Annotated in this window: 22 protein-coding genes and 5 pseudogenes; 19 read left to right on the forward strand and 8 right to left on the reverse strand. The window is 60.9% G+C overall.

Features of this window, described 5'->3' with window-relative positions; genetic code table 11:
• Nucleotides 1-4 precede the first annotated feature (4 nt).
• The 7 genes from bioB to NKI01_RS23195 all read left to right on the forward strand — a co-directional run bounded on the left by bioB (nucleotide 5) and on the right by NKI01_RS23195 (nucleotide 5,635).
• Nucleotides 5-1,003 carry a biotin synthase BioB gene (bioB, locus tag NKI01_RS23165; protein ID WP_352496596.1) on the forward strand — a complete coding sequence of 333 codons (999 nt, stop codon included), beginning with the start codon at nucleotides 5-7 and terminating at the stop codon, nucleotides 1,001-1,003.
• Entirely contained in the window at nucleotides 1,000-2,139 is a 1,140-nt protein-coding gene (locus NKI01_RS23170; RefSeq protein WP_352684193.1) for an 8-amino-7-oxononanoate synthase, read from the forward strand. Before bioB ends, NKI01_RS23170 begins: the two co-directional genes overlap by 4 nt.
• A gap of 11 nt (nucleotides 2,140-2,150) precedes the next feature.
• The gene (gene bioD, locus NKI01_RS23175; RefSeq protein ID WP_031194973.1) at nucleotides 2,151-2,786 is read left to right on the forward strand and encodes a dethiobiotin synthase; all 636 of its coding nucleotides are present in this window, start codon (nucleotides 2,151-2,153) and stop codon (nucleotides 2,784-2,786) included.
• Nucleotides 2,786-4,051 carry an adenosylmethionine--8-amino-7-oxononanoate transaminase gene (locus NKI01_RS23180; protein ID WP_352964714.1) on the forward strand — a complete coding sequence of 422 codons (1,266 nt, stop codon included), beginning with the start codon at nucleotides 2,786-2,788 and terminating at the stop codon, nucleotides 4,049-4,051. The genes bioD and NKI01_RS23180 overlap by 1 nt, the downstream gene beginning before the upstream one ends.
• Nucleotides 4,048-5,031 (forward strand): 3-oxopimeloyl-[acyl-carrier-protein] synthase BioZ, encoded by a 984-nt coding sequence (bioZ, locus tag NKI01_RS23185; RefSeq protein WP_352964715.1) that lies wholly within the window; start codon nucleotides 4,048-4,050, stop codon nucleotides 5,029-5,031. Before NKI01_RS23180 ends, bioZ begins: the two co-directional genes overlap by 4 nt.
• Before the next feature lie 92 nt (nucleotides 5,032-5,123).
• Nucleotides 5,124-5,366: an aspartate 1-decarboxylase gene (locus NKI01_RS23190; protein WP_352964778.1), complete on the forward strand. Its 243-nt coding sequence runs from the start codon at nucleotides 5,124-5,126 to the stop codon at nucleotides 5,364-5,366.
• Nucleotides 5,285-5,635 (forward strand): NrtR DNA-binding winged helix domain-containing protein, encoded by a 351-nt coding sequence (locus NKI01_RS23195; protein ID WP_352964790.1) that lies wholly within the window; start codon nucleotides 5,285-5,287, stop codon nucleotides 5,633-5,635. Before NKI01_RS23190 ends, NKI01_RS23195 begins: the two co-directional genes overlap by 82 nt.
• 798 nt (nucleotides 5,636-6,433) lie before the next feature.
• Here NKI01_RS23195 and NKI01_RS23200 read toward each other — a convergent pair.
• Together NKI01_RS23200 and NKI01_RS23205 are read right to left on the reverse strand one after the other, a co-directional pair.
• Complete coding sequence (locus NKI01_RS23200; protein WP_352964716.1) at nucleotides 6,434-7,030, reverse strand: S46 family peptidase; 597 nt, start codon at nucleotides 7,028-7,030, stop codon at nucleotides 6,434-6,436.
• A 4-nt stretch (nucleotides 7,031-7,034) separates the two neighbouring features.
• The gene (locus tag NKI01_RS23205; protein WP_352707389.1) at nucleotides 7,035-7,397 is read right to left on the reverse strand and encodes a S46 family peptidase; all 363 of its coding nucleotides are present in this window, start codon (nucleotides 7,395-7,397) and stop codon (nucleotides 7,035-7,037) included.
• A gap of 426 nt (nucleotides 7,398-7,823) precedes the next feature.
• On the opposite strand from NKI01_RS23205, the gene groES reads away from it, so the two are divergent.
• The 5 genes and pseudogenes from groES (at nucleotide 7,824) to NKI01_RS23230 (ending at nucleotide 12,357) form a co-directional block, all read left to right on the forward strand.
• A complete protein-coding gene (groES, locus tag NKI01_RS23210) occupies nucleotides 7,824-8,120 on the forward strand; it encodes a co-chaperone GroES (RefSeq protein ID WP_352458515.1) in 297 nt (98 codons plus the stop codon).
• A gap of 65 nt (nucleotides 8,121-8,185) precedes the next feature.
• On the forward strand, nucleotides 8,186-9,841 hold the full coding sequence (groL, locus tag NKI01_RS23215; protein ID WP_352852406.1) for a chaperonin GroEL: 1,656 nt from the start codon (nucleotides 8,186-8,188) through the stop codon (nucleotides 9,839-9,841).
• 161 nt (nucleotides 9,842-10,002) lie between these two features.
• Nucleotides 10,003-10,320: pseudogene (locus NKI01_RS23220) on the forward strand (ABC transporter permease); the annotation flags it as partial.
• Nucleotides 10,305-10,598 carry an ABC transporter permease family protein gene (locus NKI01_RS23225; protein WP_352921682.1) on the forward strand — a complete coding sequence of 98 codons (294 nt, stop codon included), beginning with the start codon at nucleotides 10,305-10,307 and terminating at the stop codon, nucleotides 10,596-10,598. The pseudogene NKI01_RS23220 and the gene NKI01_RS23225, both read left to right, overlap by 16 nt.
• A gap of 676 nt (nucleotides 10,599-11,274) precedes the next feature.
• Complete coding sequence (locus tag NKI01_RS23230; RefSeq protein ID WP_352964718.1) at nucleotides 11,275-12,357, forward strand: HPP family protein; 1,083 nt, start codon at nucleotides 11,275-11,277, stop codon at nucleotides 12,355-12,357.
• Nucleotides 12,358-12,804: 447 nt separating this feature from the next.
• Here the strand turns inward: NKI01_RS23230 and NKI01_RS23235 are convergent, their stop codons facing one another.
• The gene (locus NKI01_RS23235) at nucleotides 12,805-13,089 is read right to left on the reverse strand and encodes a hypothetical protein (RefSeq protein WP_352530290.1); all 285 of its coding nucleotides are present in this window, start codon (nucleotides 13,087-13,089) and stop codon (nucleotides 12,805-12,807) included.
• A gap of 855 nt (nucleotides 13,090-13,944) precedes the next feature.
• On the opposite strand from NKI01_RS23235, the gene NKI01_RS23240 reads away from it, so the two are divergent.
• Complete coding sequence (locus tag NKI01_RS23240; RefSeq protein WP_352964720.1) at nucleotides 13,945-15,600, forward strand: MFS transporter; 1,656 nt, start codon at nucleotides 13,945-13,947, stop codon at nucleotides 15,598-15,600.
• 32 nt (nucleotides 15,601-15,632) lie between these two features.
• A pseudogene (locus NKI01_RS23245) lies at nucleotides 15,633-16,127 on the forward strand (ABC transporter transmembrane domain-containing protein); the annotation flags it as partial.
• A 26-nt stretch (nucleotides 16,128-16,153) separates the two neighbouring features.
• Here the strand turns inward: NKI01_RS23245 and NKI01_RS23250 are convergent.
• A complete protein-coding gene (locus tag NKI01_RS23250) occupies nucleotides 16,154-16,753 on the reverse strand; it encodes a cold-shock protein (protein WP_352964722.1) in 600 nt (199 codons plus the stop codon).
• A gap of 279 nt (nucleotides 16,754-17,032) precedes the next feature.
• Nucleotides 17,033-17,249, reverse strand: a pseudogene (locus tag NKI01_RS23255) (3-methyl-2-oxobutanoate hydroxymethyltransferase); the annotation flags it as partial.
• Nucleotides 17,250-17,396: 147 nt separating this feature from the next.
• Between NKI01_RS23255 and NKI01_RS23260 the strand changes: the two are divergent.
• On the forward strand, nucleotides 17,397-18,359 hold the full coding sequence (locus NKI01_RS23260) for an NUDIX hydrolase (protein ID WP_352452634.1): 963 nt from the start codon (nucleotides 17,397-17,399) through the stop codon (nucleotides 18,357-18,359).
• Between the two features lie 7 nt (nucleotides 18,360-18,366).
• Here the strand turns inward: NKI01_RS23260 and NKI01_RS23265 are convergent.
• Nucleotides 18,367-18,732, reverse strand: a pseudogene (locus tag NKI01_RS23265) (transposase); the annotation flags it as partial.
• Between the two features lie 119 nt (nucleotides 18,733-18,851).
• On the opposite strand from NKI01_RS23265, the gene NKI01_RS23270 reads away from it, so the two are divergent.
• The gene (locus NKI01_RS23270; RefSeq protein WP_352964725.1) at nucleotides 18,852-19,136 is read left to right on the forward strand and encodes a hypothetical protein; all 285 of its coding nucleotides are present in this window, start codon (nucleotides 18,852-18,854) and stop codon (nucleotides 19,134-19,136) included.
• A 166-nt stretch (nucleotides 19,137-19,302) separates the two neighbouring features.
• Here the strand turns inward: NKI01_RS23270 and NKI01_RS23275 are convergent, their stop codons facing one another.
• Nucleotides 19,303-19,989: an isopentenyl transferase family protein gene (locus NKI01_RS23275; RefSeq protein ID WP_352515927.1), complete on the reverse strand. Its 687-nt coding sequence runs from the start codon at nucleotides 19,987-19,989 to the stop codon at nucleotides 19,303-19,305.
• Between the two features lie 734 nt (nucleotides 19,990-20,723).
• On the opposite strand from NKI01_RS23275, the pseudogene NKI01_RS23280 reads away from it, so the two are divergent.
• Nucleotides 20,724-21,064 (forward strand): annotated as a pseudogene (locus tag NKI01_RS23280) (PIN domain-containing protein); the annotation flags it as partial.
• 227 nt (nucleotides 21,065-21,291) lie between these two features.
• On the opposite strand, the gene hemN reads toward NKI01_RS23280, so the two are convergent.
• Nucleotides 21,292-22,632, reverse strand: a complete 1,341-nt coding sequence (gene hemN / locus NKI01_RS23285) for an oxygen-independent coproporphyrinogen III oxidase (RefSeq protein ID WP_352884975.1) — start codon at nucleotides 22,630-22,632, stop codon at nucleotides 21,292-21,294.
• Nucleotides 22,633-23,149: 517 nt separating this feature from the next.
• On the opposite strand from hemN, the gene NKI01_RS23290 reads away from it, so the two are divergent.
• Entirely contained in the window at nucleotides 23,150-23,515 is a 366-nt protein-coding gene (locus NKI01_RS23290) for a hypothetical protein (RefSeq protein ID WP_352474850.1), read from the forward strand.
• Nucleotides 23,516-23,677: 162 nt separating this feature from the next.
• Nucleotides 23,678-24,835: a porin gene (locus NKI01_RS23295; protein ID WP_352964728.1), complete on the forward strand. Its 1,158-nt coding sequence runs from the start codon at nucleotides 23,678-23,680 to the stop codon at nucleotides 24,833-24,835.
• Nucleotides 24,836-24,898 lie beyond the last annotated feature (63 nt).

Below are 24,898 nucleotides of genomic sequence, written 5' to 3' on the forward strand. Positions count from 1 at the left end.
GGACATGCAAACAGCCAGTCCAACGCAGACATCGCCACAGGCTCAATCCCCTGACCCTGGAGCGTGGACCCTGGAGAAGGCTCAGGCACTTCACGATGCCCCCTTCAACAATCTCCTCTTCCTCGCGCAAACCGTGCACCGCCAGAATTTCGATCCCAACAAGGTCCAGCTCAGCCGGCTGCTCAGCATCAAGACGGGCGGATGCCCGGAGGATTGCGGCTATTGCAGCCAGTCGGCGCATCACGAGACCGGCCTGAAGGCGTCGAAGCTGATGGAGGTCCGGCGCGTCGTCGCCGAGGCGACCAAGGCGCGTGACGCCGGCGCAACCCGCTATTGCATGGGCGCGGCCTGGCGAAACCCCAAGGCGCGCGACATGGATGCGGTGGTGGCGATGGTCGAAGGCGTCAAGGCGCTGGGCATGGAGACCTGCATGACGCTCGGCATGCTCGATCTTGAGCAAGCCGCTCGACTGAAGCAGGCTGGTCTCGACTTTTACAACCACAACATCGATACGTCGGAACGCTACTATAGCGAGATCATCAGCACGCGGAGCTTTGCCGAGCGGCTCGAGACGCTCGAGCACGTTCGCCAATCCGGCATCAAGGTCTGCTGCGGCGGCATTGTCGGCATGGGCGAGGAGCCGGTGGACCGGATCGGCATGCTGGTGACGCTGGCCAACCTGCCGGAACATCCGCAAAGCGTTCCGATCAACATGCTGATCCCGATCCCCGGCACCCCGCTTGCCGACGCCAAGCCCATCGAGCCGATCGAGTTCGTGCGCGTGATCGCGCTGGCGCGCATCATGATGCCGAAATCGCATATCCGTCTTTCCGCCGGCCGTACGGCCATGACCGACGAGATGCAGGCGCTGTGCTTTTTTGCCGGCGCCAACTCGATCTTCGTCGGCGACACGCTGCTGACGGCGGACAATCCCGGTGAGGACAAGGATACCCTGCTGTTCCGGCGCCTTGGCATCGAGCCGATGGAACTCGAGGCGCAATGAACGGGGCACCGCTTGCCCGCTATGAGGCGACCTTGCAGGGACTGGCGCGCAAGGACCGGCTGCGGACGCTGAAGCCGCGCGCCGGGCGCGACTTCTCGTCGAACGACTATCTCGGGCTTGCCGCCTCCAAAAGACTTGGCGAAGCGGTTGCGGCGGCGATTGCGCGGGGCACGTCGGTTGGCGCCACCGGGTCGCGGCTGTTGCGCGGCAATGCACCGGAACACGAGCAGCTCGAGGCAGACGCGGCGGCATTCTTTGGAGCCGACCGCGCGCTGTTCTTCGGCAGCGGCTACATCGCCAACTTCGCTCTGCTGACGGCGCTGCCGCAGAAGGGCGACCTTTTGGTCCTCGATGAGCTCGCCCATGCCAGCATGCATGAGGGGGCACAGGCCGGACGTGCCGAGTTCAAGCTGGCCGCGCACAACGACGTCGATGCTGTCGAGGACGCGATCAAGCGTTGGCGCGCCGAAGGCGGCATGGGATGCGTCTGGATTGCGGTGGAAAGCCTATACAGCATGGATGGCGACTGCGCGCCTTTGGAGAGCCTGGCCGCGCTTGCCGATCGGCACAACGCATTCATCGTCATTGACGAGGCGCACGCGACCGGCGTCTGGGGACCGGACGGCCGGGGGCTGGCCGCCGCTTTCGAGGGCCGCGACAACATCGTCGCGCTCCACACCTGCGGCAAGGCGCTCGGCGCATCTGGTGGGCTCGTGACCGGGCCGAGGACACTGTGCGAGTATCTGATCAACCGTTGCCGGCCATTCATCTACGCCACCGCGCCATCGCCGCTGATGGCGGTCGCGGCGCGCGAAGCGCTCGCAATGCTCGCCGACGAGCCTATGCGGCGTGTTCAGCTGCATGAACGCGTCGCCCTCGCAGGCCGCCAATTGGTCGATCGCTGCGGCGTGATACCAAGTGGCTCTCAGATCCAGCCCTTGGTGATCGGCGATGTCAGGCGCACCATGGCAGTGGCGGCGCGCCTGCAGGCCCGCGGCTTCGACATACGCGGCATTCGTCCGCCAACCGTGCCCGAGGGCACGTCGCGGCTGCGCATCTCACTGACGCTCAATATCGGCGAAGCCGACATTTCCGCCATGGTCGAGGCGCTCGTCGAGGTGTTGGCCCAGACATGACCGGAGGCGACATGACCAAGCGCATCGTCATCACCGGAACAGACACCGGAATTGGCAAGACGGTGTTTTCGGCCGGGCTTGCCGGCCTGCTTGACGGTTTCTACTGGAAGCCGGTGCAATCGGGTCTCGACGGCGAGACCGACAGCGAGGCGGTTGCGCGACTTGCCGGGCTGCCGTCGGGGCGCGTGCTGCCGGAAGCCTACCGCTTGAAGAGCCCGCTTTCGCCGCATCGTTCGGCCGAAATCGACGACGTTTCGATCGAGGCTGCCGATCTTTCGTTTCCGGTCCTGCCGACACCGCTCGTCATCGAAGGCGCCGGCGGGCTGATGGTGCCGCTGAACCGCCGGACAAGGTTCATCGACATATTCGAGCAATGGCAGTTGCCGGTCATTCTGTGCGCCCGCACCGCGCTCGGAACAATCAATCACACCCTGCTGTCGATCGAGGCCCTGCGGGCGCGCGCTATCCCGCTGGCTGGCATCGCCTTCATCGGCGATGAGATGACCGATACGCAACGGACGATCGTGGAATTCGGCGACGTGCCGCAACTCGGCAGGCTGCCGCACCTCGATCCGCTGACGGACAAAACGCTGAGACAAGCGATGATTGCCGGCTTCGACCTCGCTTTGATTGCCGGAGGCGGATGATGCCGCAATCCCGTGTGTGGCATCCCTTCACCCAGCACGCGCTCGAGCCGGCGATCCCTGAAATCGTCCTGACTGAAGGCGCGTATCTCCACAAAGCCAATGGCGCGCGCATTCTGGACGCCATTTCCTCCTGGTGGGTCGTCACCCATGGCCACCGCCATCCCCGCATTATAAAGGCGATCGAGACGACCGCCTCGAGCCTCGACCAGATCATCTTCGCTGGCTTCACGCACGAACCGGCCGAACGCCTGGCCAAGGCGCTTGTCGGTCTCGCTCCCTCCGGACTCGACTGGGTGTTCTATTCGGACAGCGGCTCGACCTCCGTCGAAGTCGCGCTGAAGATGGCGCTCGGCCATTTCCGCAACACCGGCGCGCCGCGCTCGCGCATCGTCGTCATGGAGCACAGCTATCACGGCGACACCATCGGCACGATGAGCGTCGGCGCCCGCGGCGTGTTTAACGCCGCCTACGAACCCTTGCTGTTCGAGGTCGACACCATTCCCTTCCCGGCCGCCGGGCGCGAGCAGGAAACACTGGATCGGTTCGAGGCCGTCAGCCGCGACCGGCGCGCCGCCGCGCTGATCGTCGAACCGCTCGTGCTTGGCGCCGGCGGCATGCTGATGTATCCGGCCTCGGTTCTGACCGGATTGAAGAAGATTGCCGAAGCCTCCGGCACGCTGCTGATCGCCGACGAGGTGATGACCGGCTGGGGCCGCACCGGGAGCATGTTCGCCTGCGAGCAGGCGAACATCTCTCCGGACATGCTGTGCACCTCGAAGGGCCTGACCGGTGGCGCAATCCCGCTGGCCGCCACGCTTGCCACCGATGCCATCTTCCATGCTCATTGTTCGGCGGATCGCAAGAAGACGTTTTTCCACTCGAGTTCCTACACCGCCAACCCGATTGCCTGCGCGGCTGCACTTGCCAATGTCGAGATCTGGCGGGACGAGCCGGTGGCCGAGCGGATCGCGGCGCTGAGCGCGAGGCAGGCCGCCGGGTTTCGACGCTTTCGCGACAATGCCAACTTCACCGACAGCCGCGCGATCGGCACGATCCTGGCTCTCGACCTGCGCGCCGGCTCTGCCGGCTATCTGGCCGAGATCGGACCTAAGCTGCGCGCATTTTTCCTCGAGCTCGGCCTGCTTGTGCGCCCGCTCGGCAATGTCCTTTATCTCTTACCGCCCTATTGCATCACCGGCGACGAGCTCGATCGGCTCCATGACGCGATCGAGGAGGCCGGCGAACGCTTCGGTTCGAGGCCATGAGCAGGTCGTCGCGCCTTCTCGGGTTCGGTCATCATGCGCCGGGGCGAAAGGTGGCGAATGCCGAAATCGAGAGCAATCTCGGGCTCGAACCTGGCTGGATCGAGCGGCGTACCGGAATTCGTTCGCGCTTCTGGGCAACGGACGAAGACACGCTGTCTGGCTTGGCCACGCAAGCCGGCGACATCGCTTTGGCGAACGCCGGCATTGCGCGCCACGACATCGGTCTGCTGCTGCTTGCCACCTCGACGCCCGATCACCTCCTGCCGCCCAGCGCGCCTCTGGTCGCACATCGGCTGGGGCTCGGCCGCGCCGGCGCTGTCGATCTGACCGGCGCCTGCGCCGGTTTCATCTATGCGCTGATGTTTGCGGACGGATTTACCCGCCTGCACGGCAAATCGAGCCTTGTTATCGCCGCCAATATCCTCAGCCGCCGCATCAATCCCTCTGAGCGCGCCAGCGCCGTGCTGTTTGCCGATGCCGCCGGCGCCCTCGTGATCGGTCCGTGCGAGGATACTGATCGGGGGATTCTCGGTGCCTCCGTGGATTCGGACGGCTCGCGATACGGGCTGATCCAGATTCCCGCAGGAGGAAGCAACAAGCCGTTCCACGGTAACCTCGACCTCGCGCAAACCCGAATGACGATGACCGACGGCCGCGAAGTGTTCGCAAAGGCCGTCGAGATGATGACCGATTGCTCGACAAGCGCGCTAGCCGCTGCCGGAGTGCGACCGCAGGATGTCGACCGGTTCGTACCGCATCAGGCCAATGCTCGCATTTTCGATGCGGTCGGGCGAAACCTCGGCGTTGCCGATCACCTGATCGTCAAAACGATCGCCGAATATGGCAACTCTTCCGCCGCGACGATCCCGCTCTCACTGTCGCTCGCCAATCAAGCGGAGCCGTTTCGGCCGGGCGAGAAAATACTCCTGGCGGCGGCAGGTGCGGGACTCAGCGGCGGGGCGCTCGTCGTCGGGATTTAGCCCAGCGAAGCTGCTCAACATCAGGACTGACTTTGTGAGATGAATAGGACAACGGGACCAATGCGAAAATAGTCGCCGGCAAGCTGCACGGCATCCACGTCACCGAGCAAAGCTCAACTACCACGGTTCGATACTGCTCGACCCTGACCACGCGAAGAACCCGGGATCCTGCCAATGGATTCGTGGAGACATGGAGCAAGACTTCCGGCGCACGAATCTCGACCTATGTCATCCTCGGCGAGCGCGGCTCTCGATGCTGCCTCCTCAACGGCGCGGCCGCCCGGAACCTGCCAGCCCACTCCATCCATCTGGACGAAGCGCACATTCCTGTCTGAAGCCGCGGATCGTTACGTTCGTCATCAACAATGTCGTCGGCTTTCTGACCGATGGCAATGCGCTGACGCGGACGGCGTTGACGATTAGATCGGCAGGGGCGCTTCAGCAGAACTTTCGCCGGTTGATGGAGCAGCAGGAACTGGTGGCGGAGACCGGCGAAAGTGCATTTGATACCGGCGGTCGGCCGGCGAAGCTTTATCGCTTCCGCCACCATGTCCTCGACGAAACGGAGGTCGCCCGGACAAAATTGCCGCTGGCGCGGGCTTGACTTCCTTTATACTCAACGTAGAAATATCCCTTATAATCAATTCGATTATAACGAGAAATTCATTCGCACCGTCCGAACCCACGGTCTCGCTCGGGAAGCCCGTATGAGTGGATCGAAGTGATCTTGGAAATGAAACGCCCGAGGACGGGCTTTCAACCTTTGTCGTGAAGGAGGTGCCGCGCGCCTGGGCCAATGCCTTGCGGCAACGGTGAAGGATGTATACCGCCAGTAAACGCGTGCGTCAAAGTCGCTATCTAATGTACAGTTCGTCTAAATGTGCGATAAGTTCAGATTTGTACAAGTACTTGGAAAAGTGGTGCATAAAAGAAACCGTCTAATTACATAAATCAGGCAAGCTAAACTTTAAACTTGCACAAATGAGCGTGGGGCGCCTTGTTCCATGGCGCCTTTTTTAAGGATTATCCTTAGACTCTCTCCCGGGGGAACTGTGGGTGAAGAAACAACGCATCGTCCTGCTGGCAGCTGTTTTGGCGTCTGCCTTTGGCTTTTTTTTGCTGATCCTGATCCTGCAGATGGTCAGTTTTTTGGTTGACTAGGCACGCGCAAGCGGGATGGATCGCGCAGAGACACGCGGAAGTTTTTTTCGCCAGCGAAACCCCGACGACCTGATGGGGAGTCGCGCCAGCAGGGTGGGAGCCACGTCCAGTGCCACCATGCGAGATGCCGATTGTTGGCGCGTCTGTCAGTTCGCGCGGCCATATTCATTCTGGTGCCGATCTGTTGCCTTTTCTGCTTTTCCCATGCGTTTTAGGCCGAGCCAATTTGTGAAGCGGGCGGTCAATGGATCTGCGCCTCGCGATTGCCTGCCGTTGCCTGATTGATCTGGGCGGGATAATCCGAGAGCGAACGCTGCAACCGCGGTTCGAATTGCGCGAAGTTGAACCGGACTGCGGTCAGGAACTGGTGGGTTGCGCCGGGAAAGCCGGCGACCATCACAAGGTCGCCTTCCTTGACGCCTTCACAGGCTATGGATAGCCAACTCTCCGGCCGGTAAGGCACATTGTCGCGCGCATATGGCCGGGAGGAACCATCAGGAGCGACATAGGCGCGATAAAAGCCGAAGTGGCCCGTGTGGCGCAGCCACATCCAGTTGTCCGTTTGGCCGCCGAAGTTGCCGATGCCGAGCGCGGGCGCATAGACGAGGCGCACGTCCTCAATTTCGAGCTTCTGGAGGAGATAGTAGGAGACGCCGCCATACGTCGCAACGGCGATGGGCTGTCCTTCACATGCGGCGATCAGGGCCTTTTTGTTCGTGGCGAGCCGCTCATAGCGGGCAAACCCGTTCAGCTTGTCCGAGACGCTCTTGAGCATTTCGGCGGTCACATCCCGCATGTCCTCGATCACATAGCTGCGGCTGCCTGGCGCCGCGGGCAATTCTTCACCCAGGGCTCTTCGCCAGAAAGCCGTCTGTGAGATAGTCCTGGCCCTCCTTGCTGTGGTATTGGATGGATTCTAACACGCAATGATGATTGGTTGCGACCAGCCCTTGTGGACTGACGAACGAGGCGGAGCATCCGCCCAGTGATACGATCGCGTTGAGCGGGTCAGCGTCTAGACGGCCCAGCTGGGCGGGATCGATCTGGAGCCCATCCGCGCGCATGGCCGCGCACACTTCCGCAGTCTGGCCCGGCATCCACATACCTTCGTCCGCCGATGTAGCCGTGACCGTCCAGAGCAAGGCGATGGCAGTTGCTTTGGCCAAACATTTCAAATTCGAGTTCGTGCTGACTGTCGCTCTCATCTTGCCTCCTGTTCTCCGCAGATTGGATTGGTGACTATCGGGATGGCCGGAGTCCTGGCGCCCGCGCGGCGGCCACACCGTAAAGACCGAGTGGACGGTTAACGCAGGAATCCTGATGGCGCTCACCTCTCATTATATCGGTCGCGCGCAACGTTTGCGGATCATTCGCTGCGCCAATCGTGCCAAATGAATAAAGCCTTCAGTTGCAAATGGTGAGCCGCCCCATCCATGTCCGATCTCCGACGTCGTTCACGTAAAACGCTCGGTGCTTCCACGCTCGTTTGCTCTTCGCCCGTCCCTCTTCCGTCTTGACTAGCAGGAGCCTACGGCCTATCTCACTGCCGCGTTAGCACTCGCTTCTGGTGAGTGATAAACACGCTCCGGCAACGGAGAACCGTTCAACATCCGCACCAGGGAAATCCAAAAATGGCAAAGTCGAATTTCCGGCCGCTGCATGACCGCGTGGTCGTTCGCCGCGTCGAGTCCGAAGCGAAGACCGCCGGCGGGATCATCATCCCCGACACGGCGAAGGAAAAGCCGCAGGAAGGCGAGATCATCGCCGTCGGTTCCGGCGCCCGTGACGAGGTCGGCAAGCTCGTCCCGCTGGACGTCAAGGCCGGCGACCGCATCCTGTTCGGCAAGTGGTCGGGCACCGAAGTCAAGCTCAACGGCGAAGACCTTCTGATCATGAAGGAAGCGGACATCATGGGCGTCATCGGCTGACACGCCGCCGCCTTTCATCCGCACCATCCAATCTGAATTTCGGGCGAAATGCCCAGGAGTAACAAATGGCTGCCAAAGACGTAAAATTCTCCCGCGACGCTCGTGAGCGCATGCTGCGCGGCGTCAACATCCTCGCCGACGCGGTGAAGGTCACGCTCGGCCCCAAGGGCCGCAACGTCGTCATCGACAAGTCGTTCGGCGCACCGCGCATCACCAAGGACGGCGTCACTGTCGCCAAGGAAATCGAGCTTGAGGACAAGTTCGAGAACATGGGCGCGCAGATGGTCCGCGAAGTTGCTTCGAAGACCAACGACATCGCAGGCGACGGCACCACGACCGCGACCGTCCTGGCACAGTCGATCGTCCAGGAAGGCCACAAGGCGGTTGCCGCCGGCATGAACCCGATGGACCTCAAGCGCGGCATCGACCTCGCCGTCGCAGACGTCGTCGCGACGCTGATCAAGAACGCCAAGAAGATCAAGACCTCGGAAGAGGTTGCCCAGGTCGGCACCATCGCCGGCAATGGCGATGTTTCGGTCGGCTCGATGATCGCGGAAGCGATGCAGAAGGTCGGCAATGAAGGCGTCATCACGGTCGAGGAAGCCAAGACCGCCGAGACCGAGCTCGAGGTCGTCGAAGGCATGCAGTTCGACCGCGGCTATCTGTCGCCCTACTTCGTCACCAACGCCGAGAAGATGGTTGCGGATCTGGAAGACGCCTACATCCTGCTCCACGAGAAGAAGCTCTCCAACCTGCAGGCCATGCTGCCGATCCTCGAGGCTGTCGTGCAGACCTCGAAGCCGCTGGTCATCATCTCGGAAGACGTCGAAGGCGAGGCCCTGGCCACGCTGGTCGTCAACAAGCTGCGTGGCGGCCTGAAGATCGCTGCCGTCAAGGCGCCGGGCTTCGGTGATCGCCGCAAGGCCATGCTGGAAGACATCGCCATCCTCACCGGTGGCCAGGTCATTTCCGAAGACCTCGGCATCAAGCTCGAGAATGTCGGCCTCAACATGCTCGGCCGCGCCAAGAAGGTGTCGATCTCCAAGGAGAACACCACCATCGTCGACGGCGCCGGCAAGAAGGAAGAAATCCAGGGCCGCGTCGCCCAGATCAAGCAGCAGATCGAGGAGACCACCTCGGACTACGACAAGGAGAAGCTGCAGGAACGTCTCGCCAAGCTGGCGGGCGGCGTTGCCGTCATCCGCGTCGGCGGTGCGACCGAAGTGGAAGTCAAGGAAAAGAAGGACCGCGTCGATGACGCCCTCAACGCGACCCGTGCGGCCGTCGAAGAAGGCATCGTTCCCGGCGGCGGCGTCGCCCTGCTGCGCGCTTCGCTGGCCATCACCGTCACCGGCGCTAACTCCGACCAGACCGCGGGCATCGCAATCGTGCGTCGCGCGCTGCAGGCTCCGGCCCGCCAGATCGCGGCCAACGCCGGTGCGGAAGCATCGATCGTTGCCGGCAAGATCCTTGAGAACAAGGGCGCGACCTTCGGCTTCAACGCCCAGACCGGCGAATATGGCGACATGATCGCCATGGGTATCGTCGATCCGGTCAAGGTTGTGCGCACGGCTCTGCAGGACGCGGCCTCGGTCGCCGGCCTGCTGGTCACCACCGAAGCTATGATCGCCGAGGCTCCGAAGAAGGAGTCGGCTGGCGGCGGCATGCCGGCTGGTATGCCCGGCGGTGGCATGGGCGGCATGGGCGGTATGGATTTCTAATCCAGCCCCCTATCAACCTACAGCGGAAAGGGCGGCAGCAATGCCGCCCTTTTTTGTGTGCCGAGCATGATCGACAGCTTGGAGGTGCAAGTCCTCTACCCAGCTGATGGCGGCGAAGCGCAACGGCGTCGTCGTGAGACGGGTCTGGCCGTGTCCTTTCGTTCAGCCGCTGGTCGAAACTCACGATGATCGTGCTGCCTTCCGCCGTGCCGTCGATCTTTACAGGGCTGCGAGAAGGCCTTGCTAACGGCTGGCAGACCCTGGTTGCGGTAGAACTCATCGCATCGTTCGAAGGGCTCCGATACCTGATGGCCTATGGTCGTCAGCTCTTTCAATTGGAACTCGTCTTTTCGGCCATGATCGTGGTCGGCCTGAGCGGATTGGTGATCCACGGCCTGCTACGCTTGCCGAAAACTATCTGCAACGCTGGCGTCCGGAGACCCCACGATCAGCCTGATCACGATTGCAGGTCGGGATAGGCTGTCGCGGCGCTTCCATCGCACCGCCGGCCTTCCGCTTCATCGGCCGACATCTGCGGCCGCTTGCGGTGCTGATGGCGCTGCTCGCGATTTGGGAGTTGCTCGCCCATGCCGGCGCTGCTGACCCACGTTTTCTACCGCGGCTGGAAGAGGTGGCGGCCCGCGGCATGGCAGAGTTCAGCCGAGGTGGCCTCGGCTCCAATCTTCTGGTGAGCCTGGAACGTGACCTGATCGGTTTCGTGTGTGGCAGTGTGGCGGAATCGCGCTTGGTCTGGTGATCGGATTTTCTCGCCTCATCGAACGCCTGAGAGGCTCGTGGTCGCGGTTGTATTACCGCTATTACGTGACCTGATCACGTTGACGATGCCAGCACCTTCATTGGCCACTTTCTGGACCATGTACGTCACATCAGGCTCCCCCGCCCGATCGACACGAGCCGGCTCTGTAACCAAGCCGCCGTCATATAGCGGTTCCACGACGGCACTGGCGGCAGTCGTCTTCTCAGCGGCTACAGGTGGACGTTTCAGCATGACGCCAACGAATCCGATGGTGGCAAGGACAGGCAGACCAAGCACCGCGTAGAAGCTGTACTCCGCTGGAGTTCGCCTCGGAAGTGGAGCGACAAGGGCCTGATTTGTCTTGCCATGCCACATTGTCAGCACGCTTTTCGAAGCCTCTGAATTCCTTAGTGTCCATCCCAGCTCGACCTCCGACCATCCCCATTTCCGGCTGCCCGCGGCACGGCAGCCCTTGGCCTCTAGCTGCGCTCGAGCGGATCAGCGTGCCGTCTGCCTTCTCTAGCCGATCAAAATGTCTGCACCCATTTGGCAATGGCCGTTTCGCGCAAAAGTATTTCCCCGTGAGCCGACTTTCCGAATTGGCTTAACTTCCAAATCTGTGGCTTTGCCTGCATTGCGGAGCGCGGAGTTCCGACCACTCGCCCAAGGGTATGCCATGGCGTTTCGTCTCTTTGTTCCGATCCTTGCCGGTGCAACGCTGCGCGAGCGGCTGCTCGCCTGCATCGGGGCCATGATCGGCATCGCATTGACTGGCGTGATCAGTGCGCTGGCGAACGGGTCTGGCCCACATGTCGCACTGCTGGTTGCTCCAATGGGAGCATCGGCCGTGCTGCTCTTTGCCGTGCCTTCAAGCCCGCTGGCGCAACCTTGGTCGATTATCGGTGGCAATACGATTTCGGCGCTGGTCGGGGTGATCGTGGCGCATTTCGTGCGTGAACCCGTTCTTGCTACCGGCATTGCGGTGGCGCTGGCCATCGCCGCCATGTCGTTCACGCGCTGCCTGCATCCGCCGGGTGGCGCCGCCGCCTTAACTGCGGTGTTCGGCGGACCGGCCGTCTTCAGTTCCGGCTTGCTGTTTCCCTTCGTTCCGGTAGCGCTGAACTCGATCGTGCTGGTCGCACTCGGCTACGGCATCCATAAACTGTCGCGGCGCAACTATCCACATGTGGCGGCCCCCGCCCTTAAAAGCGCGCATGGAACCATCGATCCGCCGGCGCGGGAGCGGGTCGGCTTCCAGCCCGAGGATATCGATGCCGCGCTCGGCGCGCTGGAGGAAACCTTCGATATCGACCGCAACGATCTTGAGCGGCTGCTGCGGCAGGTCGAGTTGCAGGCGATGGTGCGCTCCCACCGCACCCTGCTGTGCGAGGACATCATGTCGCGCGATGTGATTTCGGTCGATGAACATGCGCCTGCCGACCAGGCGCGTCATTTGCTGCTCGATCACAACATCCGGACGCTGCCGGTGACCGACGCCGAGGGCGGGCTGGTCGGTGTAGTTGGCCTGCGCGAGCTGACGAAGGCGACCGACGCGGTGAGGGCTGTGATGTCGAAGGCTGGCACCGCCTCTCCCGGTACGCCGGCGATGAGCCTGCTGCCGGTCCTCACCGACGGCCGCAGCCATGCCGTGGTCATCGTCGACGCCGAGCGACGCATTATTGGGCTGATCACCCAGACCGACCTGCTGGCAGCGGCAGCGCGCGTGCACATGGCGGATACAACGCTGGCAGCGGCATAAAATAGTGATCCGGACTTGCTCAATCCGGGAACCCGATGGGGCGCCAATAGGATAGTGGTATTAAGTGCGGCCTTCCGCCTAAGACAATTCCTTTTTACGAGTAGATCAACCCTGAAACGCGACCGCGTGCTCAGGCATCTGGTTCACGTAGGCCAAGTACGACTGCAACAACGGAACACTCTTCAACCTTGCCGGTGGCCAGAGCCAGTCCGCTATGTCGACCAAAGGCGCGGACTACAAATGGAACCATCTGGTGGACGGCTCCTCTGCAACGATGGTAGCGCGGTTCGCATGTCCAAGGCTGGCTTGAAGCTCTACGTCGCGGGTTGAATGATCCTTGGCAAGGGTCGCGGCTCAGACGCCGAGGACGCGGTTCGCAATTCCATGCAGGTGGTCCTTTCCTTTGGTTCCTGCATTTCGCCTATGGTGAGGCGCCGCCGACTCCCGTCATGCATCACGCCGACGACCGCCGCTTCCTCGCCGCGCCAAGGGTTTGACTAGGCCGACGATAGACCATGCGATAAGCAATTCCGAAACGATGTGGCTTCCTTGCGCCAAGTCGGCTCTGTCGAACAGCGATGTCAACATGATCCTGAGTTCCGAGGGTTCGCCGCGCATCAATCCTATAACCTTGATGACGTTCCTGACTAGGAGGATGAGGCTGCTCCAACACGTCCACGGTGTTAGGAATTGCCATTGCACGAGTTGATCTCGGACTTCTTCGTCGCGCATCGCCAATTTCCAGCCCAATACCGCGCCTACGCTTGGTACCCCAACCACGCGGCCTATCGCCCTCATGCCCGCTTCGAGGACCCTCCAGGATCGGGCCTGTTCGGATAGGTGTGGGAGGCCGAGGCATCAGAGGGAACGGCCAGACGCTACCATGAGGATGCGCCATTTGCCGAAGAGCCGTGCCGTTACCTTCGCCACTGTGCGGAACGCGGGGCGACCGTCGCTTCAGCCATCAGGCTTTGGGTGTCATTTCTCCCCTGGCGGAGTCCACCGCCCCCGACAAAAAGTCTGACCTTTGCCAGTCTTCTACGGGCAAGCGTTCGCGCCAAAAGTTCAAAGCCGCGTCCATAACATTCAACAATGAAAGTCAGCCTCATCAGATCGAGCAGAAAGTCGTCGATGGCATGTGTGAGCGCGTGAGACTTTTGTTCAAGCTGAAGCAGCAAGGCGCGCGCCTCTTCGATCGCGGCCCGGCAACCGTCTGCGTCTATCAGGAATCAATCCTGTCTAAGATCTGCAAGCCCTCACCTCGCCCCAAGCCAGACTCAGCGCATCGAACGCCGTTGGAGAGAGTTTCCGACGAAAGAACATCGTCGCGTTTCGCGAAAAGGCATCGCTCGGCAAAGTGCGCGTTGATGAAGCATGCTGCGTCAAACTACAAGCAAGAATCCGGGCTCCACCCAGGTGATGTCTTCGAAGGCGGGGTGAGCCGGCTCGGGCATGCGTCTCGGCCGCAACCCTTAATCACGAGGAACTGTGCCGCAAGGCAAACAGTTTCTCTCTATTCTTCTAGCCGCCACGGTTCAGCCTAGATTACATGGGAAACGGCAATAACGGAAAGCAAAGGTTGGCAAAATGAGTAGGGTGGCTGGATCAAATGAAGATTTGGCTGCACCAACGACCTTTGCGCCACTTTTGCAGCCCACCTTTCGGTCGATCTGGCTCGCCACGCAAGTCTCGAGCCTCGGCTGGTTGATGCAGACTGTTGCCATCAGTTGGCTGATGGCTACCATCTCGACTTCCGATCTGATGGTTGCGCTGGTGCAGGCTTCATCGAACCTGCCCGCTTTCATTTTGTCCGTGTTCGCCGGGGTTCTCGCTGACAATTTCAGCCGTCGCAGGGTTATGTTCGCCGGCCGCTGCCTTATGGTGATAGCATCTGCGATGCTGACCGCTGTTGTAGCGCTGGGCTTTGTCGACCCATGGATGATTCTCGGCTTCAGCTTTTTAATCGCATGCGGCGGCGCTCTCAACGATCCCGCCTGGCAGGCGTCGGTTGGCGATATGGTGGACCGGCGCGATGTTCCCGCTGCCGTTACCCTCCTTTCCGTTGGCTTCAACACCGTACGGACCGTGGGCCCGGCGCTCGGCGGCATCGTGGTTGCCTCCTTCGGGCTTTTGGCCGCTTTTACCGTGACCACCCTCACCTATTTGGTACCCTTGGCCACCATATGGCGCTGCAAGTGGAAGGTCCGCTCGTCGCCTCTTCCGCGCGAGTCGATGAGGAGGGCCATCTATGACGGGCTGCGCTTCACGGCGATGTCATCGGAAATCAAAGCGGCGATCGCACGCGGAACCCTCTTTGGCCTGGCGAGCATCGCCATACTCGCGCTGCTGCCGCTGATTGTCCGCGACCAGTTGGGAGGAGGCCCGCTCGCCTATGGCACGCTCATGGCAGGTTTCGGAACAGGCGCGGTCTTCGCCGGCCTCTCCAACAGCCTGTTCAGACGGAGCTTGTCGCAAGAACAGCTGATGAGGCTCTCCTGCGTCGCCTGCGCGGCGTGCTCCCTCTCCCTGGCGCTGACCTCTTCGATCGTCGTGGCGGCAATTGCACTTGCTTTGGGCGGCGCAGGCTGGGTCACTGCCTGGTCCGGGGTTGGCGTGAGCGTGCAGCTGGCAAGCCCGCGCTGGGTCGTGGGGCGCACGATCTCCATCTACTATGCATTGATAGACGGCGGCATAGCGGCCGGCAGCTGGGTGTGGGGCACCGTTTCCCAGAACCATTCGCTGACCTGGGCGCTAGAGGGTTCCGCTGCGGCCCTGCTGCTCGTTGCTGCAGCCGGCGTTCTGTTTCCTCTTCGCGAGCGCCGCGAGTCCGAGCCCGATCCTTTGGAGGAATTCGCCGCCCCAGCTGTCGCTCTCAGTTTGAAGCCGAGAAGCGGCCCGATCGTGGTCAAGATCGAATATCTGATAGCCGAGAGAAATGTCGAGGCCTTCCTCGACCTCATGCGGCAGCGGCGTCATGTACACAGCCGCGTCGGTGCTCGGAACTGGACGCTCCAGCGCAACCTTCAGAAGCCTATGCAGTGGACAGAAACGTTCCGAACGCCGACCTGGACCGACTACCTTCGCCTCAATCATCGTCTCACGGAAGTAGACAAGGAACTGGACGAGCGTGTCTTCCAGTTACACGCGGGAGAGAAAGCGCCTCAAATGACGCTTTCGATTGAGCGGCCGACAAGCTCGGCCCGGAAACCCGACCAGTCAATCCTTCACCTTCCCCGTCATTGAAGCCTGACCTTCCCATATCTGGGCATCAGCGATCGTTAAAGATCCGGGTGATGGATGAGAATCTCGGCGGCATCCGTGTCGTGCGTGCCTTCGCCGCGCAGCCGCACGAGCTGGAAAAGTTCGACCGCGCCAAGCAGGACGCGCCTTGATCTCGCCAATGAGCGCGTTGACATCCGTGTCGGCAACACCAGCGCCATGAATTTCTCGTTCCTGACCGCCATGGGCCTGGTGCTCTGGTTCGGTGGCCAGAAACTGATCGCAGGTCAAATCAGCGTCGGCACGCTGGCCCTGTTGCTCACCTTCATGACCATTCTACAGATGCCGTGCGCTAGCTCGGATTGATGGTCAACTCGTTCGCGCGCGCCTCGACCTGCGGCACGCGGCTGTTCGAGTTGCTCGACGCCGAACTTGACATCGAGGACGCGGCGGGCGCCAGGGATCTCGTCGTCACCGACGGCGTGCTGCGCTTCGACAATGTCGGTTTCTGCTACGCGGGCTCGAGCGGCCGCCCGACGCTCTCCGGCATCCTTCGAGGCGAGCAATGCATCGCCGTCTAGGCAAGGCGAATGCTCCGGACTTCCCAGCCTTTCTTGCCTTGCCCGCATTCGACAAACACCTTCTGTCCCGCCACCAGCACGCTGAGCCCTGAGCGCGTCAGGGCGCTGGCATGAACGAAGACGTCCTTCTCACCGTTGTCAGGAGCAATGAAGCCGAAGCCCTTTTCGGGTTTGTACCACTTGACCGTGCCCCCGCTCTCCAGCTGCGCACCGGTTTCAACGAAGGTCCCTCCAGCGACGCGCGTATGTGACGGAGTTTTCGCGCGGAGATCGCCGATCTCCAGCACCTGCGCGACTTGATGACCTTTTGGACTTTTTTCGACCGTGATCTTGAGAGGCGTTCCCGCGGCAACATCCCGGGTTCCGGCCGCCTCTAACACTCGCACGTGCAGATAGGCCTCCGTGCCGTCCGACAGTTTGACGAAGCCAAAACCCTTGCTGACTGTGAACCACAATACCTCCGCATCGACAGGATCTGCCGTCACGGTCGGCGGGCGCTGAAAATAGCTTGGCTCGGAAGTCCGTTCCGAAAAGGAAACGGGGTCATCGTCATAGCGATGCCGGCGTGGCTCGCGATGGTCTCGATATTTGCCCATGATCATCTCGACTGGCATGGATGGCGCACTGCGCTACCGTCAAGATAATCTCAATCGGGCGACGCGTTTATGTCAAAAAGGCCGTGAAGACCGCAGCTGTGCCCGGCCTATCGGCCGAACCCTTTGAAACTAGATTCATTTCCCCTGAAACAATAGTGCCGCCGAGTCGATTTACTGACTCGCATAGGTTGTGTTGGAGTGAGAGTGCGATGATGCTGGCGCGGGCGCACTGGAAGGGCTTTATCAGGCATTCCGGAAAGCCTGCTCCGGGTTTCTTCAAAAGGAACCGAACGGCGGGTCGACGACCATTTGCGCCGGCTCCAGGCTACGGCGCAGGTCTGACCGTGCATGATCATCATCTCCAGCGTCACGCCCAGCGTCGACGCCAAGCCGTGGAGAACTATGCCGCGCTGTCGCCGACGAGAACAACGTCGCAATGTCGATCGACGAGCTTTGAATCGGCGCACTCAATGGGCCTCCTTCCCCAAGCACGGATGTCGCGTTGGCACTTTTTATGCAGCTGCGAAGAGCTAAAATCGCCACGACGGGTGGTGTTGACGCGCCGACAATTATCAGACAAAAACGGAATTCAATCGGTTCAGCGGCCTACGCGGCAGGGCTCTGCTCAACAACCTCGGGGACCATGGACGAACGCGCAAAAGGGATTAGGAAAGGCGGAGCTGGAGGCAAGGCCAACGACGTCAATGCGGACTTAATCGCCGTTGTGGTCGCCATGGACAGCAGCGCCCCCTGCGTTCTGACCATCCCGCAGGCAAACGCCCTGCCCTCGGGCCCGTTCGAGCTTGCTCACCGTTCGCTGCAGTCGGGCCTCAGGGGATGGGTGGAACAACAGACCGGCCAGCCGCTCGGCTATATCGAACAGCTCTACACCTTCGCCGATCGCGACAGGGTTGGCGCTGACGACCGCGTGGTCTCTATCAGCTATCTGGCGCTCACCCACCAAGACGAAGCTGGCGACCCGGCCGGGCGACACTGGGGAAGCTGGTACGACTATTTCCCGTGGGAGGATCACCGCTCCGGCACACCGGCGGTCGTGTTGGACGAATTGCGGCCGCGCCTGATGGAATGGGCGGATGGCACTGACGACAGTACGACCCGCCTCGACCGACGACGGCGGGCGGCGATCGCCTTCGGCTTTGACGACCGCCATTGGAACGAGGAACTCGCGCTTCAACGTTATGAGCTGCTCTACGAAGCCGCCCTGGTGGAGGAAGCAATACGCGCCGGACATTCCGCTGCGCCCACCTGGGTCTCGGGCAGATCGATGATCGCCGATCATCGTCGCATCCTGGCGACCGGCATTGCGCGGCTGCGCTCCAAGATCAAATATCGGCCGGTCGTATTCGAACTGATGCCGCCGGTCTTCACGCTTTTGCAGCTGCAGCGCACCGTGGAGGCGCTTGCCGGCAGGCTCGTGCGTAAGCCGAACTTTCGCCGGCTGATCGAGCAGCAGGAGCTGGTCGAGGAGACCGGTGAGACAACCGCGGAAACCGGCGGCCGGCCGGCGCAACTTTATCGCTTCCGTCACGCCGTTCTCGACGAGAGGGTGATAGCCGGAACAAAATTGCCGCTCTCGCGGGCTTGACCCGCCTTGCGCCAGCAGCCCTGACGATGTCGCGGACGGCTTGGCCCTTGTGAGAACCGGGATTGTCGAGAATGACGATGTCGCCCGGCTTCAGTGTTTTGTTGAGTTCGGTTTCGACATAGACGCGAAAGGCCTGCGTATTGATGGGTCCGTCAATGACCCAAGGCGCCTCCACCCGATCATGCCGCAGCGCGGTGATGAAGGTCATCGTCTTCCAATGGCCATATGGTGCGTGGGCCATCAGCCGCTTGCCGCGCACACCCCAGCCGCGCAACGGCGCCATGTTGGTCTTGACCCATGTTTCATCCAGGGAGACCAGGCGCGTAGGGTCAATGCGGGTCTGATAGCGCATCCATTGCGCACACCCGCGCATCAGCTTTGGCTTGAGCTGCTCGGCCGGCAGAACGGTTTTTTTGAAGCTCTTGCCCTCGCGGTGCAGGAAGCGACCGACGCTCGCAGGAGACCACGTTCAGCCAGTGCCGCCGTCAATTGATGAAGCGTCATGTTGGCATCTCGCTCAACCTCGCCCAGGACGAAAGCACGGTGCTCCCCGTCGATCAGATAGGGCCGATGACCACCCATCTTGCCGGGTGCCGCACTGCCACGGCGACGCTTGCGGCCTCGGGCGTTTCCTGGGCGAAGGCGGTGGCGATGAAAGCCGAGACGACGCCACAGACTGGGCTGGCGGATAGTAGTTCGCGAGTCAGCCACGGTAGCGGTCGCTACGAAGAGCGCAGCACTTTGTCATCGGTACATTCCGTCCCATGCCTGAAATGAGCAGTGCAGCCATGTCGCCTCCTCCGCAGTCACCGTGGCGAAAGCAATCCTTCCGCTGCCACACGGACCTAATGTCGCCTGGCACTAGCTTGCTTCAGCAAACCACTTAGCGCAATTCTCAGGAGCTACCGTGCCCGCACCGCAGGCGAGGTCCGGGGAGGCTTGCTCACTCAGTTTGCCATTCTGGAAAGTCGCGTTCTTGCCAACGCGCATATTCGAGATATTCTCTCGCAATCGCCTCTACAAGATCTTGTTGGAGCTCTTTGCGAAGGCACGGCATTTCGCTGATTGCCAAGCTGTGCTCTCTCGCAAAACGAATGGCGCAACGATATCCGTCAACGTCTTCCAAAGTGGGACGGACTGCATCTTCCTTCCACTGATCCGCAAGTTCCTGCAGCAATGAAGGTTGTCCTTCTCTTGTGACAAACATGTCTGTGACCCGACGCTTGGCTCTCTCCAGAAAGGCGTCCGAGTTGCCGAGCCGCAACCGCCTTACATGCCACCGAAAAGCGCCATCCCAATGCTGACTTCGCGCCATTAAATTGAGAAGGGAGATCGAACCGCCTTCGAGGATGAGCCCCGGCTGGGAACTACGCTCATCCACTTGCATTATCAGCTTACGATGGGCGGTCTCGGCGTCGATGATGCCCGCGGTTAGCGGGCGCGAGTCCAAGTAGATCCGCTGGGTAGATTGCAGTTCGGAATCCGAGGGACGCCCGCTGCCGGTGGCGATTTGAGGACAGCATTGTACACGATCCAGCGCAATGACCGGCCATCCGGTCTCTCGTGCAATTTGGATTGCCGCGTCTGTTTTGCCGCTGCAGGTCGGCCCGTAAATCAAATAGATTAGCATGTGTATGCCGCTTAGTTTATCGGAACTAACCGCCCCCCAAGCACAAGATACTCGGTAGGCTTTCACCGGACTTGTCGCAAACATTTTGACAAGCGGCGATTATGCCCTGAAACGACGCCATTTTCGAACTTTGTGAAGTCCGAAAGGGCGCAAGCAGCCCCTTCTGGTCGTTCAGTCCAGTCACCAACGCCTCTGTTTGACGTTTGACGACGGTCCACTTTGCACATCTCATGCCGACTGTGACGCAACGCGGCACCGCAGGATGGTGACCTCGTTGTCTCCGGCAAAAGATCCTTGCGCGTCTTGGGTTAATCGAGGCGGCGGCGCACTGGCGCCTTATTGTCTCGGAACATGGCCAGGAAGGCGGCTGATCAACAAAAGTGGAAGACGGTGTCCCGACGACCTCACCGATTTGTGAGGCGACCGAGGATCTGCCCGACATCGCCGATCTCGTCCTCGAGGTGGGCCGTGTGCCGGCCGCGCCGCCAAAGCCTCCTCCCCTGCCGGTCCGGCTGGAAGCCTCGTCGAAACGGCACAGGAGTACACCAAAGCCGCCAGCGCGCAAACACACAGACCGCCGGCGGCAAGGATTTGGCGCTTTTTGCGTGGCGTCCGCTCCGATCTTCCGGAAGGGGAGCTGGCTGCTGTTTTCTGGGCACTCGCTGCGCATCGCCGCTGCGCAACGCCGAACTGAACATCGAGCGGCTACGCGATGAACCGCATGGTCTGCCATTGTGAGGCTCTTGCTCGACACTAATGGCCTCTCCGAGGTGACGAGGCCGAGCCCTGACGCGCGCGCGCTGGAATGGATGACGGGCTCGATGAAGACCGCTCATTTATCAGCGTTGTGTCGATCGCCGAGATCCGGCGCGGCGCTGCCCTCATGGACATAGGTCGGAAACGTGACGCACTGGCCGGATGGCTCGCCCGGGACCTGCCGCAGCGCTTCGAGCCGAGAGTCCTGCCCGTGGACGAACTGGTTGCCCTGGCCTGGGGCGACCTGACGGGCCTCGCGAAGCGGCGTGGCCGCGGTCTGTCATCGATGGACGGGCTGATTGCAGCCACCGCGATTTCCTGACCCATCACATGGCGGGGATATTCATGCGCTCACGGCGAAACACCCAGATGTCCCGCACCTACCACGATCAATATGGAAACGCCTCGGTGGCAGCCACGAGGTCGATGTCATTCAAGATGAGATGAAATAGGCGGATCAGCTCTGCTTTTCGCATCCTTGACGCGCGCTTCATGACAGGCCTCGGCCAAGGGCGTCGAGTTTAGCTTCCGGTTGGATGCTTGCCCTCACCTGTGGCTATGCTTACGGCCATCCCGATCGAGAAAAGCATCGAACGCGGCAGCGACAGCGCGAATTACAAAGCGATGCTCCCGCCGTACGCGGACAAAACCGTTTTCGAAGTCCACTATCCCGTCCTCGGCCAGCATCGCCAAGCGTTCAGCTGAATCGAGAAGACGGATCGGATCAGATCCGTGGGCGGCACAGATTGCCTGCACATCGGCCTCGAGATCGCACATTAGTCGCTCGATAATTGCGGCTCGCACGCGGTCGTCGTCGGTGAGGCGATAGCCCTTTGACGTCGCCAGACGGCCAGCTGCGATGTGCTGGATGTAGGAATCCCGTGTAACTTCGTTTTGGACGTACCCCTCGCCGACGCGGCCGATAGCCGACGCGCCGAAACCGATCAGGGTTCTGCAGGTGGTGGCCGAGTAGCCCAGCGAGTTACGCCGCAGGCGACCCGTTTTCTGTGCCAGCGCGAGCTCGTCGTCCGGCAAGGCGAAATGGTCGAGTCCGATCTCGCGGTAGCCGGCCGCAATCAGCGTCGCGGCCACGGCCGCATACTGTTCGGCGCGGGCAGCGCTGCCCGGAAGAACTGCCTCCTCGATGAGGCGCTGATTCTTTATAAGCGACGGGATGTGCGCATAGCCGAACACCGCAAGCCGGTCGGGGCGCATTGCGACCGCCGCCCTCGCGGTCTCGACGCAGGACTGCACCGTTTGATGCGGGAGACCGAAGATGAGGTCGAAGTTGATGCGGCTTACTCCATGCCGGCGCAGCATCTCCACGGCAGCCGACGTCTGCGCCTCACTCTGAACCCGGTTGATTGCTTTTTGAACAATGGGATCGAAGCTCTGCACGCCCAGACTCACACGGTTCACGCCGGCTGCTCCTAAGGCCTCGGCCATCTCGGCCGTGAACGTGCGCGGATCAATCTCGACGGCAACCGTAGCTGTTTTCGTGAGAGCGAAGCGGCGTCGCAGGAACTCCATCAGAGCCAGGAACTCGGCTGGTCCTATGAGAGACGGCGTTCCGCCGCCGAAATGCATGTCGCTCACGGGCAGCGTCTGCGGCGCTCGCTCCGAGACCAAACGGATCTCGTCACGCAGGGCCGCCAGATAGTTGAGGATCGGCGCATCATGGCGGGTGATGGTGGTGGGGAAGCCACAATACCAGCAAGCTGATCGGCAGAACGGAACGTGGAAATAGAGCGACACCGGATCGTCAGCCGGCAGGTTCCTGAGCCATTCCTCATAAGCCTCGGCGCCGACCGCCCCAGAGAACTCTGACACAGTCGGATAGATAGTGTACCAAGGCAGGCCGGCCTCGCGATATTTTGTGGTCTGCAACAGTTACCGTCCCATGCTGATAACCGCCAACCTTACCGCTGCGCTCGCCTGTGTCTTTGCGCTATGTCAGTCCGTTCCGCTTTGGGCTCGAAACTTGTATTTCTCAGCAATAGCGGCCGTTCAGTCTTGGCTGGACGGTCAGCGACTGGCCATGGCTGTTCCCGCCGCGACCCTCACGCGCACCGTTTGGTTCCACCATCCCTTCCCTTCAGCCTGCGCCTGGTCGAGTAGATTCTGCTGAGCGCGGCTGCCGCATCCAACGAGATAACACGGCGTTGGGACCAGACTTTGCTCGCCAGCTAGCGCAGCCCCATAGTGATCTCTGGCATCTCGATGAGCTCGTTGTGTGAATTGCTGGCAAGAAGCATTAGCTGTGGCGCGCCGTCTATCAGGACGAGAGGCTGCTCGACGCGACCGTCAGGTCGGCCGCAATGCCAAGGCCGGCGCGCCTACTGACTCCGTGGTGGAGGCAAGGCTGCGCGTCAGCGCGTGATTACCGATCATCGCGCTCGCCAAAATGACGGCGTCGTACCGAGCGGTGCCGCCGCATGATGTCTCAACGTCGGGGCTCACAGCAAACAAAGCTGTCGCCATTGAACGAAACTGTCGCGAAGCGAACAGACGAACCGTAGCCGAAACGTTTGCCGTTCGTGCTTGGGTTGATCCGCAAGGCAAAAAGGAAGGAAGAGCGAACCAAGGTCCGCCGGCACACTTGAGCTTCAAGCCGCAGCTGCGTCGTCAGGATGGCACGTCATTTGCAGTAGAAGCCTTTGTGACGGCCCGCCCACAACTAGCGGAGATGACGGGGATGATTTGTACAGAAATGTTGGATGGCGTCGTTTCGGCGATTATTATATTTGTAATAACAATCGCATATTTGTAACAATAACACCCAATCATATTCTCAATTTTTGATGAATATCTGGCGTGACGAGCGCATTAAAACTGCTCAAATTCAACTCAATGCGCGTCGTTATCGACTGTTTCCTTAGCAAGAGTTCATCACTGACGTCCATTCCTTTTACTCTTTGAACGGAGATCAACAATGAACATTAGGAGCCTCCTCCTCGGCTCAACTGCGGCACTGATTGCCGTTTCCGACGCTCGCGCCGTGACCGCCGTTGCCGAGCCTGACCCGACTGAGTACGTTAAAGTCTGCGACGTCTACGGCTCGGGCTACGTCTACATTTCAGGCACTGAGACCTGCGTGCGCATCGGCGGCTATGTCCGTTACGACGTCGGCTTGGGCCATGTCGGATTGGTTGATCACGCAAGAACCTCGGATGTGAGGACTGGTGAGGATCAGGGCACATGGCAAAACAACACGCGCTTCACATTGAAAACTTGGACCGGCCAGGAGACCGAACTCGGCACGTTGAAGACCTACACCGAAACCCGCATGAACTTCGGCAACCGCGGCGCTTCGGTTTCGGACAGTTCTCGGCCCTATGCCTTCAACGGAGACAGCACTTTGACTTTCGCCTGGATTCAGCTTGGTGACCTCCGAGTTGGTAAGGACTGGTCGGCCTTCGACATGTTTATTGGCGGCGCGGGTGACGTACTCAACCAGACGCCGGTTCCGTACGGCCCTTTCGATACCAATGTGGTTCAGTACTACTTCGACGTCGGGAACGGCTTTTCGGCCGTGGTTTCGCTCGAAGAAGGCTCGGGCGTGGTCGGCACAATCGACAGCTACGCTCCGCACGTAGTCGGCGGCTTGAAATACACACATGGCTGGGGCGCGATCACCGGCGTTGCCGCTTACGATAGCAACTACGAATCGGTGGCCGCCAAGGTCCGTGTCGACATCAATGTCACCAACAAACTGTTGCTGTTCGGAATGTTCGGCTACGGTTCCAGGGGCAAGCTCAACGACGACTCCACGAACGCGATCGACGCTCATGGTCGCGGCTTCTATAAGATTTGGGGCGGGAACTGGGCTTTCTGGGCTGGCGCCGCTTACGAGCTCAACGAGACAACTTCGTTCAAGCTTCAGCTCTCCGGTGATCAGCTCAAGAACCATGGTGTCGCTGCAAACGTCGCCTATGCGTTTCTTCCAGATTTCACAGTTACGGCGGAACTCGACTATGGCCGATACGGTAACTTCGCCGTCGGCAAGCTGGACGCTTCCAACGTGAATTGGACCAACGCCAACAAGAAGAGCAGTGTCGGCGGAATCCTGCGTTTCGAACGCTCATTCTAACGGATGAAAGGGTTGAGCTCCGAGATCCGGTTGAGCGGACCAATCCCGCAACACTCCAAGAGA

The sequence above is a fragment of the Mesorhizobium sp. M0815 genome, from assembly GCF_040319995.1.
In the GTDB taxonomy this organism is placed as follows: Bacteria; Pseudomonadota; Alphaproteobacteria; order Rhizobiales; family Rhizobiaceae; genus Mesorhizobium.

Bases quoted from the DNA above. Each gene is read 5' to 3' on its own strand.
- bioB (WP_352496596.1), top strand. From the start codon at position 5: ATGCAAACAGCCAGTCCAACGCAGACATCGCCACAGGCTCAATCCCCT.
- NKI01_RS23170 (WP_352684193.1), top strand. From the start codon at position 1,000: ATGAACGGGGCACCGCTTGCCCGCTATGAGGCGACCTTGCAGGGACTG.
- bioD (WP_031194973.1), top strand. From the start codon at position 2,151: ATGACCAAGCGCATCGTCATCACCGGAACAGACACCGGAATTGGCAAG.
- NKI01_RS23180 (WP_352964714.1), top strand. From the start codon at position 2,786: ATGCCGCAATCCCGTGTGTGGCATCCCTTCACCCAGCACGCGCTCGAG.
- bioZ (WP_352964715.1), top strand. From the start codon at position 4,048: ATGAGCAGGTCGTCGCGCCTTCTCGGGTTCGGTCATCATGCGCCGGGG.
- NKI01_RS23195 (WP_352964790.1), top strand. From the start codon at position 5,285: ATGCTGCCTCCTCAACGGCGCGGCCGCCCGGAACCTGCCAGCCCACTC.
- NKI01_RS23205 (WP_352707389.1), bottom strand. From the start codon at position 7,397: ATGAGAGCGACAGTCAGCACGAACTCGAATTTGAAATGTTTGGCCAAA.
- groES (WP_352458515.1), top strand. From the start codon at position 7,824: ATGGCAAAGTCGAATTTCCGGCCGCTGCATGACCGCGTGGTCGTTCGC.
- groL (WP_352852406.1), top strand. From the start codon at position 8,186: ATGGCTGCCAAAGACGTAAAATTCTCCCGCGACGCTCGTGAGCGCATG.
- NKI01_RS23230 (WP_352964718.1), top strand. From the start codon at position 11,275: ATGGCGTTTCGTCTCTTTGTTCCGATCCTTGCCGGTGCAACGCTGCGC.
- NKI01_RS23235 (WP_352530290.1), bottom strand. From the start codon at position 13,089: ATGCGCGACGAAGAAGTCCGAGATCAACTCGTGCAATGGCAATTCCTA.
- NKI01_RS23240 (WP_352964720.1), top strand. From the start codon at position 13,945: ATGAGTAGGGTGGCTGGATCAAATGAAGATTTGGCTGCACCAACGACC.
- NKI01_RS23250 (WP_352964722.1), bottom strand. From the start codon at position 16,753: ATGGGCAAATATCGAGACCATCGCGAGCCACGCCGGCATCGCTATGAC.
- NKI01_RS23260 (WP_352452634.1), top strand. From the start codon at position 17,397: ATGGACGAACGCGCAAAAGGGATTAGGAAAGGCGGAGCTGGAGGCAAG.
- NKI01_RS23270 (WP_352964725.1), top strand. From the start codon at position 18,852: ATGAAGCGTCATGTTGGCATCTCGCTCAACCTCGCCCAGGACGAAAGC.
- NKI01_RS23275 (WP_352515927.1), bottom strand. From the start codon at position 19,989: ATGCTAATCTATTTGATTTACGGGCCGACCTGCAGCGGCAAAACAGAC.
- NKI01_RS23290 (WP_352474850.1), top strand. From the start codon at position 23,150: ATGACGGCGTCGTACCGAGCGGTGCCGCCGCATGATGTCTCAACGTCG.
- NKI01_RS23295 (WP_352964728.1), top strand. From the start codon at position 23,678: ATGAACATTAGGAGCCTCCTCCTCGGCTCAACTGCGGCACTGATTGCC.